12 protein-coding genes and 4 tRNA genes are annotated in these 18,553 nt (G+C 32.7%); 11 read left to right on the top strand and 5 right to left on the bottom strand.

The genetic code is table 11. The features are described from left to right. Nucleotides 1-47: 47 nt before the first annotated feature. The gene (locus tag J3U19_RS01390) at nt 48-3,134 is read right to left on the bottom strand and encodes a beta-galactosidase (protein WP_267345238.1); all 3,087 of its coding nucleotides are present in this window, start codon (nt 3,132-3,134) and stop codon (nt 48-50) included. Nucleotides 3,135-3,525: 391 nt separating this feature from the next. Here J3U19_RS01390 and J3U19_RS01395 point away from each other — a divergent pair, with 391 nt between their 5' ends. Beyond that, nucleotides 3,526-5,307 carry a carbohydrate porin gene (locus J3U19_RS01395; RefSeq protein ID WP_267345239.1) on the top strand — a complete coding sequence of 594 codons (1,782 nt, stop codon included), beginning with the start codon at nt 3,526-3,528 and terminating at the stop codon, nt 5,305-5,307. An 80-nt stretch (nt 5,308-5,387) separates the two neighbouring features. Here J3U19_RS01395 and J3U19_RS01400 read toward each other — a convergent pair whose 3' ends face one another. Continuing rightward, nucleotides 5,388-6,392: a substrate-binding domain-containing protein gene (locus tag J3U19_RS01400; RefSeq protein ID WP_267345240.1), complete on the bottom strand. Its 1,005-nt coding sequence runs from the start codon at nt 6,390-6,392 to the stop codon at nt 5,388-5,390. A 340-nt stretch (nt 6,393-6,732) separates the two neighbouring features. Next, entirely contained in the window at nt 6,733-8,850 is a 2,118-nt protein-coding gene (locus tag J3U19_RS01405; RefSeq protein WP_267339423.1) for an alpha-galactosidase, read from the bottom strand. 223 nt (nt 8,851-9,073) lie between these two features. Between J3U19_RS01405 and J3U19_RS01410 the strand changes: the two genes are divergently transcribed. The 6 genes from J3U19_RS01410 to J3U19_RS01435 all read left to right on the top strand — a co-directional run bounded on the left by J3U19_RS01410 (nt 9,074) and on the right by J3U19_RS01435 (nt 11,461). Continuing rightward, on the top strand, nt 9,074-9,685 hold the full coding sequence (locus tag J3U19_RS01410; protein ID WP_267339422.1) for a TIGR04211 family SH3 domain-containing protein: 612 nt from the start codon (nt 9,074-9,076) through the stop codon (nt 9,683-9,685). After that, entirely contained in the window at nt 9,686-10,783 is a 1,098-nt protein-coding gene (locus tag J3U19_RS01415; protein ID WP_267345242.1) for a multifunctional CCA tRNA nucleotidyl transferase/2'3'-cyclic phosphodiesterase/2'nucleotidase/phosphatase, read from the top strand. Between the two features lie 117 nt (nt 10,784-10,900). After that, a tRNA-Met gene (locus tag J3U19_RS01420) sits at nt 10,901-10,977 on the top strand. A gap of 36 nt (nt 10,978-11,013) precedes the next feature. After that, nucleotides 11,014-11,098: transfer RNA gene (locus tag J3U19_RS01425), tRNA-Leu, on the top strand. Nucleotides 11,099-11,124: 26 nt separating this feature from the next. After that, nucleotides 11,125-11,199, top strand: a tRNA-Gln gene (locus J3U19_RS01430). A 187-nt stretch (nt 11,200-11,386) separates the two neighbouring features. Next, nucleotides 11,387-11,461: transfer RNA gene (locus tag J3U19_RS01435), tRNA-Gln, on the top strand. A 260-nt stretch (nt 11,462-11,721) separates the two neighbouring features. Here the strand turns inward: J3U19_RS01435 and J3U19_RS01440 are convergent. Beyond that, entirely contained in the window at nt 11,722-12,522 is an 801-nt protein-coding gene (locus J3U19_RS01440) for a YdgH/BhsA/McbA-like domain containing protein (protein ID WP_267339420.1), read from the bottom strand. Between the two features lie 332 nt (nt 12,523-12,854). Continuing rightward, nucleotides 12,855-13,475 (bottom strand): NUDIX hydrolase, encoded by a 621-nt coding sequence (locus J3U19_RS01445; protein WP_267345243.1) that lies wholly within the window; start codon nt 13,473-13,475, stop codon nt 12,855-12,857. 85 nt (nt 13,476-13,560) lie between these two features. Here J3U19_RS01445 and J3U19_RS01450 point away from each other — a divergent pair, with 85 nt between their 5' ends. From J3U19_RS01450 to J3U19_RS01465, 4 genes are all read left to right on the top strand, one after another. Next, nucleotides 13,561-16,053 carry a class I adenylate cyclase gene (locus J3U19_RS01450; RefSeq protein ID WP_267345244.1) on the top strand — a complete coding sequence of 831 codons (2,493 nt, stop codon included), beginning with the start codon at nt 13,561-13,563 and terminating at the stop codon, nt 16,051-16,053. 210 nt (nt 16,054-16,263) lie between these two features. Continuing rightward, the gene (gene rpoE / locus J3U19_RS01455; protein WP_267339417.1) at nt 16,264-16,839 is read left to right on the top strand and encodes an RNA polymerase sigma factor RpoE; all 576 of its coding nucleotides are present in this window, start codon (nt 16,264-16,266) and stop codon (nt 16,837-16,839) included. A 41-nt stretch (nt 16,840-16,880) separates the two neighbouring features. Further along, nucleotides 16,881-17,441 carry an RseA family anti-sigma factor gene (locus J3U19_RS01460; RefSeq protein ID WP_267339416.1) on the top strand — a complete coding sequence of 187 codons (561 nt, stop codon included), beginning with the start codon at nt 16,881-16,883 and terminating at the stop codon, nt 17,439-17,441. 6 nt (nt 17,442-17,447) lie between these two features. Then, nucleotides 17,448-18,431 carry a MucB/RseB C-terminal domain-containing protein gene (locus J3U19_RS01465; protein ID WP_267339415.1) on the top strand — a complete coding sequence of 328 codons (984 nt, stop codon included), beginning with the start codon at nt 17,448-17,450 and terminating at the stop codon, nt 18,429-18,431. Nucleotides 18,432-18,553: the final 122 nt, after the last annotated feature.

Here is an 18,553-nt window from a genome sequence, read left to right on the forward strand (position 1 = left end):
AGGCACAAATAAACTGTGCCTAACTTTAGTCGTACAATCTTCGTTTATTAACATGTAAAAATCAATTGATAGCGATAATGTTTATCTGTTAGTAAAAATTCTGGATGTACACTAGGTGTCCATGAATCATCTCCACCAATGCCCATATGATAAGCATCTATACTGACATAGGCGCATGTTTGAGGCTCTAATAAATGACGATGTTTTTTTTCCATCAACTGTTTAGTTCCATATTGGTTGATGTTAAATTTAAATTGATGACCCATTATCGTCATGTCATTAACAGTTAATTGTTTAACATCGCAACGTAAGCCGTTTTCACAAGGATAAATGTAAGGCGTATAAAGTTCTGCAAATGGTAATGACCAATCACCAAAAATAGCAGAGGTCTTTCGGTCAGGATAATTTTCATGAGGTCCTAATCCTAGCCAGTTTACCTGTTCTGGTATCTCTTTCAATTGATACATCAAACCAATACGAGCGGGAGCAGGCATGTCATTGGCAATATCTACTTCAACTGAGATAGTTAACTTACCATCTTGATCAAACTGATATAACCACTTACTTTGAATGACTTTGCGTTTTTTCACTGAGTAGTTGTGTAGGGCTTCAATGATAACATAATCACTGGATTGTGATGCTTTGATTGCCAAACATTGGTGGCTTAGATCAAAATAACCCGCTGCCTTCCACTGTTCAATCCAGGCATAAGGGTTATTATTACTGTTGAAATCACCGCTAATACCAATATCATTATCAATTGGTGCACGAATAAACTGATCAGTAAGTGCACTGGCCAGTAATGGTTTCTTGTTTTTAACCCATTGGCTTAATTGTCCCGTTTTTTTGCTGATTTGCCAACTTTGATTTTTCCAATTGATATTAAAAGCATTATTATTTTCAGTTAATTTTAGTAATTTTTTATTTTTGCTAAATGCCAATTGTGGAATAAAACTGTTGGTCAATTTAAATTGTTCCCAAGCTACGATATGTTTTGCTGGCGACCATTTGGTAGCTCTATTTTGAATGACTTTAAGTGATAAGTGTAAGTCTTCACCTTCAAAATTATTACCAATGTCTTCAATAAGTTTGAGATTAATGATATTGTTAGGTGATATTCTGAGTTTAACTTTACCACTTTGTTGCTTTTTGCCATCTATCAGTAATTCCCATTCCAATGTTTCATTGTCTGTAGTATGAAATAGATATTCACTTTTCACTTCGATAACTAATGGTTTTTGGCTAACAAGTTTAAATTGAAATGGTTGTTGTACTTTTTTAGCTTCAATTAAGCTTGGATGCGGTATGCGGTCAGGAAAAACCAAACCATCTAAACAAAATTGCCTATCATGATACGCTTCACCGAAATCACCACCATAGGTCCAATAACTTTTGCCATATTTGGTATGGCAACGAATACCATGATCGGCCCATTCCCAAATAAATCCACCTTGTAGACGGGGATATTGTCTAAAGGCTTGCCAATATTTATAGAATGCCCCTAAACTATTTCCCATTGCATGAGCATATTCACATAAAATGAGAGGCCTGTTTTCGTCTGGCATGGATATCCATTTTTTTATCGCCCATTTGGGAACATTAGGATGAGGTTGATCTTGTTCAACACGGGCATACATAGGGCAAATAATATCAGTGGCTTTGGTATTGGCACCTCCACCTTCATATTGTACTGGGCGAGTAGGATCATAGCTTTTTATCCATGTATATAGTGCATCATGATTTGCACCATGTCCAGATTCATTTCCTAATGACCAAATAATTACAGCTGCATGATTACGATCGCGTTGTACCATTCGGGTGACTCTTTCACTATAAGCCGCTAACCAACGAGGATCGTCCGACAAACGAGACATAGGGAACATGCCGTGTGATTCAATGTTGGCTTCATCAACTAAATATAGACCGTATTGATCACAAAGTTCATACCAACGCGGATCGTTTGGATAATGGCTGCAACGTACAGCATTAAAGTTATGTTGTTTAATTAATTTAATATCATCCAACATGGCTTGTTTAGTAACAGCATACCCTAGGTCAGGATAGAATTCGTGACGATTAGTCCCTTTAATAAGAAGGGGTTTACCATTCAAACAGAGCTGACCATATTTGATTTCAACAGTTCGAAAACCGATGTTATAAGCTTCTGATTCAATTAAGCCAGATTTATTATGATTTAAACTAACAACGATTCGGTAAAGATTTGGAGTTTCGGCGCTCCATAATTGTGGTTTAGTGATGGGAATATTGCATGTCATTCGGTCATTGTATCCACCTTTTTCATCAATAAAAGGTGTTCCGATTGGTTGTGTTTGTTCAACGATAAGTTTATCTTTTTGCCATAATTCAATGCCAACATCTAGCCTATCCGTCTCGCTTTGATATTTTACGTCAACTTGTAATGTTAATGTGGCATTTTGATAGCAAGCATCAAGTGCCGTTTTAATATGAATATCACTTAAATGTGCTTTTGGCTTGTTAAGTAATGAAACACTACGGAAAATGCCGCTCAAACGCCACATATCTTGATCTTCTAAATAACTACCATCACACCATTTTAAAACTAATACAGCAATTCGGTTTTCACCATTTTTTAAAAAAGGAGTCAAGTCAAATTCTGCAGCAATGCGACTATCTTGTGAATAGCCAACCCATTTACCATTACACCAAAGATGAAATGCTGCGCTGACACCATCAAATATAATTCTTGTATTTCCGTGATTTAACCATTTCTTATCAATTTTGAAATAGCGAGAATAGCAGCCAGTGGGGTTATCTTCAGGAACAAAAGGAGGATTATAAGGAAAAGGATAACGAATATTTGTATAAACTGGCGCATCATAACCATAAAATTGCCAATTTGATGGAACAGGAATAGTGGTATTATCAAGTTCTTTTTCCAACCATGATTCAGGTACTTGTTTTGGAGTATTAAAATAACTAAAAAACCAATCACCATTGAGTGATAATATTGCATCTGAATCACTATTATTTTTAGCGTGTTGTTTATCTCTCCAACTATTAAATTTGGGATGGGTATCAAGTCGATTAACACTTAAAATAGATAAATTATTCCAATCCGATCGATTGATAATTTCACTGAAACAAAGATTCATTATTTTCTCCTTTTTGTTCAACTTATCAATTATTTACTATTTCATTTATTAATCTGGCTCTTTAATATTTATTATAAATCGTTTTTATTTTATTTAAGTGATCAAGTTAACACTTTGTGTAATCGATTACATTAATATTTTTTGATTAGTTTAAAAAAGGAAATTGAATAATAAATGCAATTTTAATGTGATATATATCACATTGTGTAGATTTATATTGTTAATAATCAATTTTATTCGTTATATTAAATAAGCTTATTTATTAAGCATTGGATTGCTACCGTAATATTATGGGCAAAACCTAAAAAATAGTTATTGCTATTTTTTAGGTTTTTTTTTGTCTCAAGTTTATGAGGCTTCTTTAATCTCTATACAATAATGAGTAGGAAAAATGAAATATTTAACTAAAGCTGTATTTAACGTCAAACCTAAAAGAATTGTTTTAATTACTTTACTTGGCTTGTGCTCAGTACAACACTCTTTTGCTGCTACTCAAGAAGAGTTAGAAGCAAGAATATCTTTATTAGAACAAAAATTATTAGCACTTTCTCAAGAATCCATAGATTTAAAAAAACAAGTGATTGAATCGAATAAACAGCTAGCACAATTAAATAAGAATATTCAACAACAACAGATTGTAATTAACAATCAGCAAAAAGTATTGAAAAAACAAAGTAGTGCTTTAGTTAAAACTTCAACTCAATTTTCAACTCAAACCCCAGTATTAAAACAAACCCAAATTCAAACCCACATTAATTCTAAATCTGTTGTTCAACAAAATCAGGCATCCAATAATCAAATCGTTATAGTTAATGATATCAAGCCAAGTGATAATGCAGATATAACATCACAAATAAAACCACTAAAAAATGCTTTTACTCTGTCAGAATTTAAAGATTTCATCAAAGACGAAATCGGTTTTTCATTTAATGGTTATTTTCGTGGTGGTTGGTCTACTTCCCAAAATGGTAAACCAAAAAATTATGCTGAAGGTGCATTAGGTAGGTTTGGTAATGAATATGGAGGTTGGTACGATCTTGTTTTTAAACAAAAAGTTTATGATGAAGATAGTCATAGAGTTGATGCCATTGTTATGATTGATGGTAATGTAGCAACTAATAAAGCTGCTGGTTTATTTAATACTCAAGATGACAATATTATGCAGTTTTCAGATATTTACTTATCTACCAAAGGTTTTGTACCTGGATTTCCTAATGCAAATTTATGGGTAGGAAAACATTCACTTCCTTATAATGAAATCCAAATGTTAGATTGGAAAACACAAAAAACACCGGCGGGGGGGGGTATAGGTATCGAGGATCTTGGAATTGGAGTGGGGAAACTTGATTTAGCGCTTGTGAGAGCAGATGTCAATGTTAAACAAGTTAAAATTATAAATGGTGGTAATACTGGAGTACAAACCGTAACGAAACGAGAAGAAGTCGATTTGAATGAAGTTGAATTTCGCTATCGAGATATTCCTTTATGGCAAGATGCAATTTTTGCCGTTAACGGACGTTATTCTGCACCCAATAAATCCAAAATTCAAGATAGTGTGAGTGTAAAAAATGCTTGGCTGGGAAGTTTTGTTTTAAGGCAAAATAATTTCTTTGGTGGATTTAATCAATGGACTTTACAAATAGCAACCAATTCTGTTGCTTCACAATTGGCTAATATTAATACGAATAATCCTGAATTTGCAGCTAATGCTGATAATGATTACATCGGTACTCACACAGGAGGAAAAGCTTATCGATTGGTATCTGAAGGTGAAGCTTATCTAGCCGATAAAGTTATTATGGCTCATGCAATTGCGATGACGACAGGAACAGATGTTTACTCATATGATCTTAATTTGGCTCATACGGATTTTTCGAGTTTTAAATCAGCAATAAGACCTGCTTATATATGGGATAATTATAATCAAAGTGGCATTGAATTAGGTTATTTTCAACAAAAAAATAAAGTCAAAGGTAAAAACTATAATGAAGAGGGTTTTAAAACAACGCTTTTCCACTCATTTAAAGTTGGTAAAAGTATTTTAACATCAAGACCTGATATACGTTTCTATGTTTCATATATAGAGTCATTGCAAAATGAAATTAGTAAATTTGACTTTAATGGTAAGGATAATCAAATTAGCTTTGGTGTGCAAACTGAAGTTTGGTTTTAAATAATAGTTTCTAAAAAATAGTTAAATGTCGAAAACACTTAATCTATAGTATTTTCGACATTTTTTATTATCCAATACCATTATTTAATTTTGTTAACAGAATATCGTTTGGTTAAAGTTGGAGTAAAAACATTAATTAAATTGGCGGGTGGAATTTCTTTTTTTGCTAAACATAATGCCAGTTCAGCAGCTTGCTCAGCCATAGTTTGCAATGGGTACCGGATAGTTGTCAATTTGGGATGTAAATACCGAGCAAGTAATAAATCGTCAAAACCAATTATAGAAATATCTGATGGAATTTTTATATCATTATCATATAACACAGAAATAGCACCTGCTGCCATTGAGTCATTATAGCAGGCAATGGCCGTAATTTGACGATTGCGCTCTAAAAGGGACATCATAGCTTGTTCACCGCCTATTTCATTTGGTGAGGAAATAGCAATCAAGTTATCATTGATGTCAATATCATGTTCTAAAAGCGCATCTTTATATCCTTGTAAGCGGTCGGATGAATCTGATATGTCATGATTTGAACATAAATAACCAATGTTGGTATGACCATTTTGAATTAGATGTTTTACAGCTAAGTAAGAACCATAGCGGTCATCAAGTGCAATGCAACGTTTTTCAAAACCTTTTATTATACGATTAATTAATACCATTCCTGGAACTTGTTGCATCAATCTTATTAAGGTACTATCGGAAAGCATTTTTGCATGAACCACTAACGAAGAACAGCGATGCTCAATTAATTGGGTAATAGCATTATATTCTTTTTTTTCATTGTGATAACCATTACCTATCAATAAAAAATGCCCTGTTCGATAAGCTACTTTTTCAACCGCACTGACCATAGCACCAAAAAAAGGATCCGAAACGTCTGCGACAATAATACCAATGGTTTTTGAATTTTGTTGAGATAAAGCACGAGCATTTGCATCTGGATAATAATTCAATTTTTCCATAGCAGTTTTAACAATCTCACGCTTATTATTGCTAACATTGTTTGCATTATTGATAACACGAGATACTGTTGCAACTGAAACATTGGCTAATTGTGCAACGTCTTTTATTGTCACCATAAAACTTCCTTTTAATTTGATATTACTACTTAAAATTTATATCCATATTACTTAAAGTTTATCCATATAAAATATTGTAGTTTACCGACGATTAAAGCAAAAGTGGTTCGCAAAGGGGGGAGGGAACCGATACTTGAAATATTTTTATATCTTCTAACTAATTCAGTCTGTTTGGTACTGAACATATGAGATAAAACCTTATAATAATAGAAAAATTTTTATTTGCCAATCATTGTATTATTTGCCGAACCATTTCAAATTTAACATGTTATTAAAGGGAATGAATACTTTCATCCCCATTTTTTGTTAAATAATATAGTTTTTTTGTGTTTTTTTTGATTTATTTGGATGTGATTTTTATCAGCATAGCCGTTGCAGGATCGAGCACGGGTAATGGTAATCCTATATTCATTAACCAATCGCCAGAAACTGTTGTTTTCGTTTGCATCCACATAGGTAATATTTTCATCACATGACCACTGATTTTTGGATCAATATTATCTGGCATATCAAGAATTTCTATATGATATTGTTTATCAGCTGACAAACCCGTCAATCGTAAATTGCCACTCAATGCATAGGTTGGTAATGTCAATTGAGCAATAATGAAAGCAGCTTCTTTTTTATCTTTGCTTACAACACCATAACTTTGCATTGCATTAGGATCATCAACATCCAAACGCACACTATTACCGCTATGTAATAATGGACGCAATTGTTTGTGTAAATTAATATAATGAGCAAATTCTTTTTGTTCCTTTTCAGATTCTTTAACAGGATCAAGTTCAACGCCCATATGTCCAAATAGGGCAGTTAAACCTCGTAAATTCATATGTAACTCGCGAAATGTAGTATGACATAAAGCACCACCAATATGAGCGCCCATGACCTCAGGAGGGAAGAAGTAACTCATGCCACGTTGAATGATTTGGCGGTCTAATGCATCGTTAGAGTCCGATGTCCAGAAACGTTGAGTACGTTTTAATATTTCATAATCGATACGTCCTCCGCCAGATGAACAAGACTCAATTTCAACATGAGGGAATTTTTCTTGTAAAATATCAATTAAACGATATAACGCTTCGGTCTGTCCAACAATCGCTGGATTACCATTATGACCTGCTTGCACTATTTCACGATTCATATCCCATTTTATATAGTCAATGTCATAGCTTCCAAGCAACCAAGTCAATCTTTCAAGCAAATATTCAAAAACCGCTGGATTCTGTAAATCGAGTAAATATTGATGACGACCTTCAGGCTGATTATAACCTTTCAGTTCAAGTAGCCAATCAGGATGAGCACGATAAAGATCAGAATTTTTATTAATCATCTCAGGTTCAACCCAAATACCAAATTCCATGCCCAGATCTTTAACATGTTTAATTACGGGCTCTAATCCGTTTGGATATTTCCGTTTATCCAAATACCAATCTCCCAATGCTTGATAATCATCGTCACGTTTACCAAACCAGCCATCATCAATAATAAATCGTTCAACCCCCATATGTGCAGCTTTGGACGCCATTTGCATAATATAATCTGGATTATGATCAAAAAAGATGCCTTCCCAAGTATTAAGATGGACTGGACGAGGTTTATTTTGGCTAAATTTAATAATGTTACCACGTAAAAACTCATGAAAATGCTGACTCATCTGATTCAAGCCTTGATCACTATAAGTTGCATATAACCATGGTGTTGAAATCGATTCGTTTGTAGCTAATGTTATTTCACCTGCCATATATAAGGCTTCAGCTTGTATGAAACGTTTACCATTACTTTTTACGGCTACTTGGATTCGATGGTTTCCACTCCAACCTAAATGAATACCCCATACTTCACCAGATTGTTCTTTAAAACCTTCGGTGCCAGCTACCATACCCGGAAAATATTCATGCGAAGTGCGTCCACGACGGTTTTCCTGCAAATACCCACAGTGTTCGATTTTTATACGATGAGGGTAAAACTCCTTAATCCAACGTCCACTAAAGGCCATTAACTCTTGCGCTCTCTCAGGTAAGGGGAGAGTGATTGATAAACGATTGACCTGATAAGGCTCATCATCTAAATTAATTAAACTATTTTGGCATTGTAATACGCCGCTGTTATCTAAAATAAAATGGCTGATGAAACGTAGGTTAGCAATATTATCTTCACTTATAATGGTAATTTCATTTTCTTTTTGAATTACTTCTTTGGTGATAAAAACAGGAGACCAATCTTTATTATTGCGATGGCCTTCAAGTCCCGGTGTACTAAAATTACCCAAACCTTCTTCAGGACATAGAGTAAAAGGAACGTCAACATCAATACGAGCGTTAGGAACAGCAGGAGTTAATATTTCCAGTTGTTCAAGTTGAATGTTTTGTAATCGCTTACCAAAATAGCTAAGTTCAGCATAAGGTGTTGTTCGAAATAGGACATCTATATGGTTGTTTTTAAGACGATAGTTCATGATGACTCCAAAATTTATGTTATTTATCTGTCAAAATAATTTTATTTCTATTAAAGTTAAATGATTAATTTTTTATTTTGTGATTAAGATCTCATAAAAAATGTAATCGATTTCATTTTTTGTGTTGATGGCTTTTTTTTCAAGACATATATTGTGAAATGAATGTGCGAAAAGTTTATTTTTTATGTTATCATGGTTAAAAAACGGATGGATTGAATTAAATATGATGAAAAAACATAATATTATTATAATTTCTTTTCTTGGTTTTGTTTTTAGTGCTATTGCTGCAGATAAATACGTGACAGAAGACATGGATATCTACTTACGCCGTGGTCCTAGTGCTAATTATGGTTTTTCTGGATCAGTTAAAGCTGGTCAAAAAGTGACTTTTCTTGAAAAAAGTGACGATGGAAAATACACAAGAGTTCAAATTAATAATGGCAAAATAGCGTGGATTGAGAGCAATAAACTTAATGATGAGCCAAGTTATCGAGAACGCCTTCCCGAATTAGAAGCAAAATTAGCTGAATATCAAGACAAAGTGAATAATGTTGATGAACATCAACGAATCATAGTGAATGAATATGAGCAAAAATTGCAATCTGCGGAAAAATTAATTGAAACTCTTCAAAATAAAAATGCCGATCTTGAAAAAAAAGTCAAACAGCAGAAAACTCAGATAGACTCAATGTTAAATCAAGTTGATGATAAACGAGTTGATCTTATTCTTACCTGGTTCACTTATGGCGGTCTTGTTGCTGGTGGTGGTCTTATATTAGGTCTAATTTTACCATTTATAATGCCTCGTCGTAAAAAAGATCGTTGGATGCGTTAAATGTCTCAAATTTATTTAGTTGGTGGGTGTGTTCGTGATAGATTATTAGGATTACTGAGTGTAGACCGTGATTGGGTTGTTGTTGGAGCGACACCGGAAGAATTATTATCTTTAGGCTATCAACAGGTTGGTAAAGATTTTCCTGTATTTTTGCATCCGGTTACAAAAGAAGAATATGCATTAGCGAGGACAGAACGCAAAGCAGGTAATGGCTATTCTGGATTTATTTGTGATTTTAGTAAAGATATTACTTTAGAACAAGATCTTATCCGACGAGATCTTACCATCAATGCAATTGCTATGGATGAAGAAGGTAATATTATTGACCCTTACCATGGCGTTGATGATATCAAACGTAAGTTGTTACGTCATGTATCTCCCGCCTTCCGTGAAGATCCTTTACGAATTTTGCGAGTAGCGCGTTTCGCTGCACGCTATCACCAATTAGGTTTTGTTGTTGCAAGCGAAACAATGAATCTGATGAAAGATATGGTGTTAGCTGGAGAAATTAGTTATCTTACTTCAGAACGTATCTGGAAAGAGACTGAAAAAGCCTTATCTACTACAGATCCTCAAATCTACTTTAAAGTTTTGGAACAATGTGGTGCACTTGCTATATTGTTTCCATTGTTATCTTTATCTGATACTGTCATCGATGCTCTAAAACGTTCTGTTTCATTAACTCACGATTTAACTATTCGTTTTAGTGTTTTATGTTCGCAATTACCAAGTATGCTTTCAGTTGAACAATTATGCAATAAAATGAAATCACCCAATAACTATACTAAGCTTGCTATAATGGTTAATCAATACTATAAAGATGTCCAGTGTGTAAAAACATTGACTGCCGAGCAAATTATTTGTTTGCTAAATAGGATTGATGTATGGCGTAATCCACAACACCTTTATCAATTAGTTTTGGCTAGCGAAGCATTGGCTAAAACAGAATCTTATCCACAAGCACAATATTTAGAAAATGCTTATAAACTAGCTAATAGCGTTAATGTGCAAAAAATTATTTCGGATGGATTTATTGGTAAAGACATTCAAATTGAACTACAAAAAAGGCGAATTGAATTGTTATTAAACCGGATTTGATTGCATCTTAATCGATCACAGCTTTTTTTCAAAATATCTAAAAAAAAGTGTTGACGATTTGCCGGAACTTAAGCATAATGCGCCTCGCAGTGTTGGTTATGACGTTGCGAATGAGATGGCTACGTAGCTCAGCTGGTTAGAGCACATCACTCATAATGATGGGGTCACAGGTTCGAATCCCGTCGTAGCCACCATTAAGATTAGGTAGTACTTTTATCGGAGTATTCAGTGCGGGTGTGGCGAAATTGGTAGACGCACCAGATTTAGGTTCTGGCGCCGTGAGGCGTGGGGGTTCAAGTCCCTTCACCCGCACCATTTAATCTTAATAGTTTGTCCTTTATTGGGGTATAGCCAAGCGGTAAGGCAGCGGGTTTTGATCCCGCCATGCCCAGGTTCGAATCCTGGTACCCCAGCCATTACTTTTTGAATAATTTTTTAAGATGATTTAGTCCGTTTAATCCTTGAGTATATGCCTCTTTATTGATTATTTACTACGGATATGACGAGTTTGGTAAATGCGCTGGATTTAAGTTCTACTATCGTAAGGTATATGAGTTCAAGTCTCTTCTTCCGCACCATTTAATCTTAATAATTATCTTTTCTTGGGGTATAGCCAAGCGGTAAGGCAGCGGGTTTTGATCCCGCCATGCCCAGGTTCGAATCCTGGTACCCCAGCCATAAACATAGATTTTCTTCTTATATTTTACCAATTCTTCATAATTTTGTCCTAGTATCATAACTAAATTAATCATACATTTTTTCCGTTATTTAGTCGCTTCAACTAATACGTCGATCGTATATTGATTATCGATGTTCTTTTCCACTTAAAGACAATGTATATTTAAGAATATTATGACTAGAGTAAGGAGGGGATAATATAACTTTCCACGTAGTTAAGTTTATATTTCACGTAGAAAGTTATATAAAAAATTACTTCACTATTTATATAAATTTACATAAACAGTTTGTGCAGTACTGGCTGAATTTGTTGTTATTTCTTTAACATAATAGAAGTGTGCATCATTGGCAATTGCATATTTTTGAGCTTCAGCGCTGATTTCTGCTGTATTGTTGAATGAACCATGGAAACTGATTGTTTTATATGGTGTCATTGTTTTAAACGCATCGCTTGTGATTTCGTAAGCATCTTCACCTTCTATTGCCTTAGAAACAATAAAATCTCTCACTACTGCATCTTTTTTGTATAATGCAACATCAATTTCTTGCGATTGATTTTTGATATCTGAAGGCGCAATAGAGAAAACATAAAATGCATATGCATTTTTTTCTGCGGCCAATTTACTCGCATCATTCATTACTTCAGCAGTATTATTGTAATTACCTTTAAATTTGATAACTTCAAATGGGAGATAATAAAGAGCTTTAGCTCGTGGATATAGAACAACACCATTTTTTGTAACTTCTTTTTTTATAACTGCGACAGGTTGATTGGATTGATAAATATCAGCATAAACAATGGCACTATCAGCTGAATTATTAGTCATTGCATTTTCAATTGATTTGATATAATAGTACTTAGCACCAGCTTCATCGGCAGCTTGAGAAATATCATCTGCTGCATTTTCAGCTTGTAAATATCTACCTGTTACAGAAATTTCTTTAAGTGGAATTAAGTTTTTTGCTTCTTGCGCAGTTAAAGCATCAGCTGCATAAAGATTAGCAACAGGTAATGATAATAAAAGAGCAAGTGCAATTGATGATTTATTTAAACGTTTCATGATTATTTCCTTCATTTTTTGAATTATTTCAATTAAAGTTAATTTTTAACGCTGTATTTAATTTGCCATCATAAACATAATGTAAAGATATACGTATACCTTCAAAATCTAAGATATTTATGTCGTTATCTATACATTAATAATTAATTTATAGTTATAAAGTTTTTTCTAAGAAACAAAAAAGCTGTTTATTTTAAAATATTCAGATTTAACGAAGCTGATAAAAATATATAGTAATAGATAAAATTATAGAAACATTGTGTTAAAAAACAACGATTACTGAAGAACAGAAATTAAAGTAAAAATATATTTTAAATTAGTAAGCTAATTTTTTATTTTATTGCTTTTTGAATAGTATTAATAAATTGTTTTGTTATTTGTGCAGTTAAACCCCAAATAATATAATTATTATATTGATAAAAGTAAACTAAATGTTCAGATCTTTTTTGCCAGTCTTTTGAACGATTAGGTAATAAGTTATAAGGAAAATCATTATCTGGTTTGTGTCCAACTTGCATCGTAGCATGTACAGGTTGATTTCTTTTAAACCAATCAAGTGGAACAGTAAAAACGCTTTCAACTTCATCAATGTTTAGTTTTAAATTTTTAATAGAATCAATTTTACCAATAAACGGATAAATTATCATTCCTAATGAGGCAATAAATTTTGGTAACTGACCTAAAATAGTGATTTCATTGATTGGAATCCCTAATTCTTCACAAGTTTCTCTTTTCGCGGTTTGTTCAGGGTTTATATCTTCTATTTCAACTTTACCACCCGGAAAACAAATATCACCAGGCTGCCACTTAAGTTTCTGAGATCGAATTTGGAATAATAAGTGTAATTGATTATCTACTTTGACAATTGGCATTAACACAGCTGCTTTATTTTTGATTTGTTTAGGACGTTCAGTGGTTTTCAAAATATCCGATATTTTTTCTAATGTGATCATAATATTTATTTTATTTTTTAATTTAACATTCTATTTACGTTATAATAAGAAAATGTTAGATTGAAATTGTTTGTTAGTAGTACACGTGTTTTACTTGAATAATGCCATGCAATATTATATTAACAACATAAAAAAACAACTTAAAGATCTTGCTTTACTGAAGCATGAACGTGCTCTGAATGCTATGTCAGAAGAATTTCAACATGTTTTTTCATTTCTGCCGGCTTTTTTTCATTTTCATGATCCCAACCTTCCAGGTTATCTAAATGAAGATATGCCTAAGGGTATTGCTTGTTATCAAATTTCTGAAACCGTTTCCACTCAATTGCAAAATGATTTTAATTTCATTACTCCACTGACAACCGATAAATCTGATATTTCAGCCTTGTATTCAATGGGAAGCACATGTTCGATTGGACAATCAATTACATCAGATTTGGATATATGGATTTGTATTGAAAATAATTTATCTGCCAACAGAAAATCATCTTTACAAAAAAAATGCCGTCTAATTGAACAATGGGCAGATGAATTAGGAATTAAGTTAACCTTATTTGTAGTAGATGTCGATCGTTTTATTAATAAGCATCATGAATGTTTAATTGGTGAAAATTGCGGTTCGGCTCAACATATATTATTGTTAGAAGAATTTTATCGTTCGGCTAACTTATTGGCAGGTAAGTTATTATTATGGTTTGCCGTGCCTAGCAATTTAACTATTAATAACACAAAATATCCGACTTATGAAAAATGTGTTCAAGCATTAGTCGAACAGAATATTATCATTCGTGATGAATGGATCGATTTTGGGCCATTAACGGGATTATCGGCGGAAGAATATTTTGGTGCTAGTTTGTGGCAACTCTATAAAAGTATTGATTCTCCATTTAAAGCTGTTTTGAAAACTTTATTACTTGAAGCTTACTCGTGGATTTATCCAGAAAATAAACCAATCGCTTATGAGATGCGTAGTTCTATTCAAAAGGCAGAAATTTATCAAGGTTGCTATTTAGATTCATATTATATGCTTTTGCAAAGGTTAACAAATTACCTCATTGAAATTAAAGATTTTGCTCGATTAGAACTTATTAGAACGTGTTTTTATTTAAAAGTTAATGAAAAACTATCAGTACCAACTTGTCTACCATCATGGCGTCGAAAAATTCTAGATGAGTTAGTCAAACAATGGGGATGGAGTAAAGAGCTCATAGCTAAATTAGATGCTAGCAATACATGGAAAATTGAACAAGTTCGGGAAATACATGAAATATTATTACAGACTATGATGACAGGTTATCGAAATTTACTGAATTTTGGTCGTCGTAATAATTTAGATTCATTAATTAGCCCACAAGACTTAGCTATATTAACGCGTAAACTTTATGCTTCTTTTGAAGTGTTGCCAGGTAAAATTACAACATTAAAACTTAATATTTCCAGTAATTTACAAGAAAGCACGCTTACTTTTATTTGCGTTAAAGAAGATAGAATCAATCGAGCGGGTTGGTATGTGTATAAACAAAAACCACTTCTAAATGACATTATTGGTCATCAATATATTGAATACAGTAAGTATTTGGTAAAATTAGTGAGTTGGTGTTATTTTAATAATATGATTTGTGACTCAACAGAGTTTTATTATCATAATGGGGAAGATCGCGATAAGACTAAAATAACCAAATTTATTAGAGATCTCAAAGCATATTTTCCTATTAATGTTCCAACAGCAACCGAAGAACAGCTTTATGGACCATGTGAAATACGTCATTTAGCCATCATTTTAAATCTCGAAAACGATCCTACAGCTAATTTAAACTTAGAAAATGAATTTAATTCTAATGTATTAAATTATGGTGAAAATGAATTAAGCTTAGTTGGATCGATAGACTTATTATATCGTAATTCATGGAATGAAATTCGTGTTTTACATTTTAATGGTAAATTATGTGTTCTTGAAGCTATTAAAGCGTTACTTAACCGAATGCATAAAGATGCAGATTTACCGAATTCAATGGAAATATTTTGTTATAGTCAATGTTTAAATAATCAAATTAGACAGCAAATAAAAAAATTGATGGATGATTGCATTGAACTTCGATTAAGTTCGACGATAAATAATTTAACTCAAGTAAAACCTTTAAGAATTGATGGTGCATCATGGTATCTATTTTTCGAACGGCTCGGTGTCTCATTTCATCAATTTGAAAATGCCATTGATTTTTATGGTGCAGTATCTAATAATAAAGCACAAGGAACACCATTAAATATATTAGATGAAACGAATGAACTGCCTAAAGAAATAGACAGCGTAGCGTATCAAGGTGTAATTCAGTTCTTTTTTGAAGACACCAACACAGGATTTGATCTATATATTTTAAATGAACATAATCAGATAGAAATATATCGCAATTGTAATGGCAATAAAGAAACTATGGTTAAAGCCATCAATGATTTTTATGTTCTATCGGATGACAGATTTACTTTCGCTACTAGTAGTTCTGTCAATTTCAATTTACCGCAATTTTATCAAATTACTTATAATAATGTTGGTGAGCGAGAGATCTATTTATTGAATTAACATTGATCGTAAATTACGTCATATTATAAAAAGTTCGATAAAAGTAATATTATTTTTTGTAGAAATTGTTTTAAAGATATTTTTGATATGAAAAAAATTTATATTTCTATTAAAATAAATGGGAACTTTTTTCTAATTTAATAATCTAACTGTTAGTAAGCATATTTTTGGGCCACAAGCAGTTATTAACATAGTGAGGATTGGCCTTTAATGGGGGAGCAAGTAACAGACCAAGTATTAGTTGACCGCGTATTAAATGGTGATAAAAATGCGTTCAATTTGCTTGTTGTTCGTTATCAAAATAAACTTGCTCATCTGGTTTCTCGCTACGTTTCAGCTTCTGAAGTTCCGGATATTGTGCAAGAAACTTTTATTAAGGCTTACCGATCTTTAAGCCTATTTAAAGGTGAAAGTATATTTTATACATGGTTGTACAGAATAGCAGTTAATACAGCAAAAAATTATTTAATTTCGCAGGGTCGTCGACCTCCATCATCGGACATTGATGCAACAGAAGCCGAAGGTTATGACAATGCAGAATCTTTAAGGGATATTGACAATCCAGAAAGCTTAGTACTTTCAAAAGAAGTTGGAAAAGTAATATTTGAGGCAATTGAAGCATTACCCGATGATTTAAAAATGGCTATTACATTGCGTGAAATTGATGGACTGAGTTATGAAGAAATTGCTGAAATTATGGGGACGCCTGTTGGAACAGTAAGGTCGCGTATTTTTAGAGCCCGTGATATTATTGATGAAAAGATTAAACCATTAATAACTAATTGAAACAATTAAGTTAAAGTAGTTATAACATTAAGGTATCTACTATGCAAACAGAACAGAAACAGCAACTTTCATCACTTATGGATGGTGAGTTTAAAGATGATCGTTTCATTGATGCTGTATCAAAAGATGAAAATTTACAATCTTGTTGGCATCGTTATCATATTGTAAGATCTGCTATGCGAGGTGAGCTGCACAGTAGTACTTTAACTTTAGATATTTCAAATCAAATTGCTCAAGCTATTTCTGACGAAAACCTATATTTTGAAATTCCAGATCAACCAATCTCAAAAGAAGTCACTATACCGAAAGTTGAAAATTTATTTTGGAATCGTATAAAAGATGTAGTAGGAAAAGTTAGTCAAGTTGGATTGGCAGCTTGTGTAACGTTGGCAATTATTGCAGGTGTTCAACATCAGCAGGGACAATTAGACAGTTTTAATGGTACTCCAACACTCAATACTCTACCTGTAGGTGTTAATGTTGCTCCAGTTGGTGGTATTCAACAACATAACGACCAACAACTACTTGAAAAAAGACAATATGATAAAATTAGATTACTTGTACAGGATTATGAGTTACAAAAAAGGCTTAATGCTCATTAATTGTTTATGAATTGTTCATTTTATTTAAATACATTTAAATTTAAGCAGAGTATTAAATTTATCATTACTTTGCTGTTGATGCTGTTTACTTTCACTTCCTATGCGGAAGATACCGAAAAAGCGTTACAATTACTAAATAATATGCACAAAGCTGTCAAAACCAGCACATATCAAATTCATTTTCTTTCTCAAGATAAAGATCAATATGTTACCACTTATGAATATTCTCATTTAGGTTCTGAAAAGCAAGATAATATCAAAGCGCAATTACTTTATCTTGAAGGTCCAGCAAAAGAAATCATTTTGCACAATGGTGTAACAAGTTATTTTCAACCGGATAGTGCCTCTTTTTCAATTACTAGCTCACGCATCACAGAAGCCTTTCCTGATGTTATTTATAATGATTTTAGTCAATTAGTTGATGTTTATGATTTCATTTTGTTAGGTAAAACCAGAACAGCAAATCATAGTGTCCAATTGGTTAAAATCATTGCTAAAGATAAAGATCGTTATAGCTATATTATTTGGATTGATGATGAAAATTTTTTACCTCTTCGAATTGACCTACTTGATCAAAGTGGTGAAATCATTAGCCAACAAAAAGTGGTTGATTTAAATGAAAATTTTGAACCAAAAACGATCAAAGAATATATAGATAGCCGTACTTATCCTATTTTATTATCAATTGAAAAACAAAATAACATACTTGAAGTTTGGCGTTTAGCATGGTTACCTAAAGGATTTAAAGAAATTGCTGCTTATAATGTTAATTTTTATAATTCTGATATCGCCACTAAATTGTTTTCTGATGGAGTTTTTTCATTTACTGTTAATGTGTCTTCAGATCAATCAAATCAATCAAATCAGCTTATTATGCAAGGCGATCGTACTATATTTTCGACAAATATTAATAATAAAAATATTATTATTATTGGTAATCTGCCTAAAGTTACTATTGAGCGTATTGCCCAAAATATTGTGGAGAAATAATCGCAAAACTTTCGATAACACTATGCTTTGCGGTTATTAATGTGTAAAATGTTCCTTTCCTATTTTTCATGATTATCTAACCTGTTATTTTTTGTAATAACATTTCGGGTAATTAAGAGTAT

This window comes from Gilliamella sp. B2828, from assembly GCF_026537125.1.
Taxonomy (GTDB): domain Bacteria; phylum Pseudomonadota; class Gammaproteobacteria; order Enterobacterales; family Orbaceae; genus Gilliamella.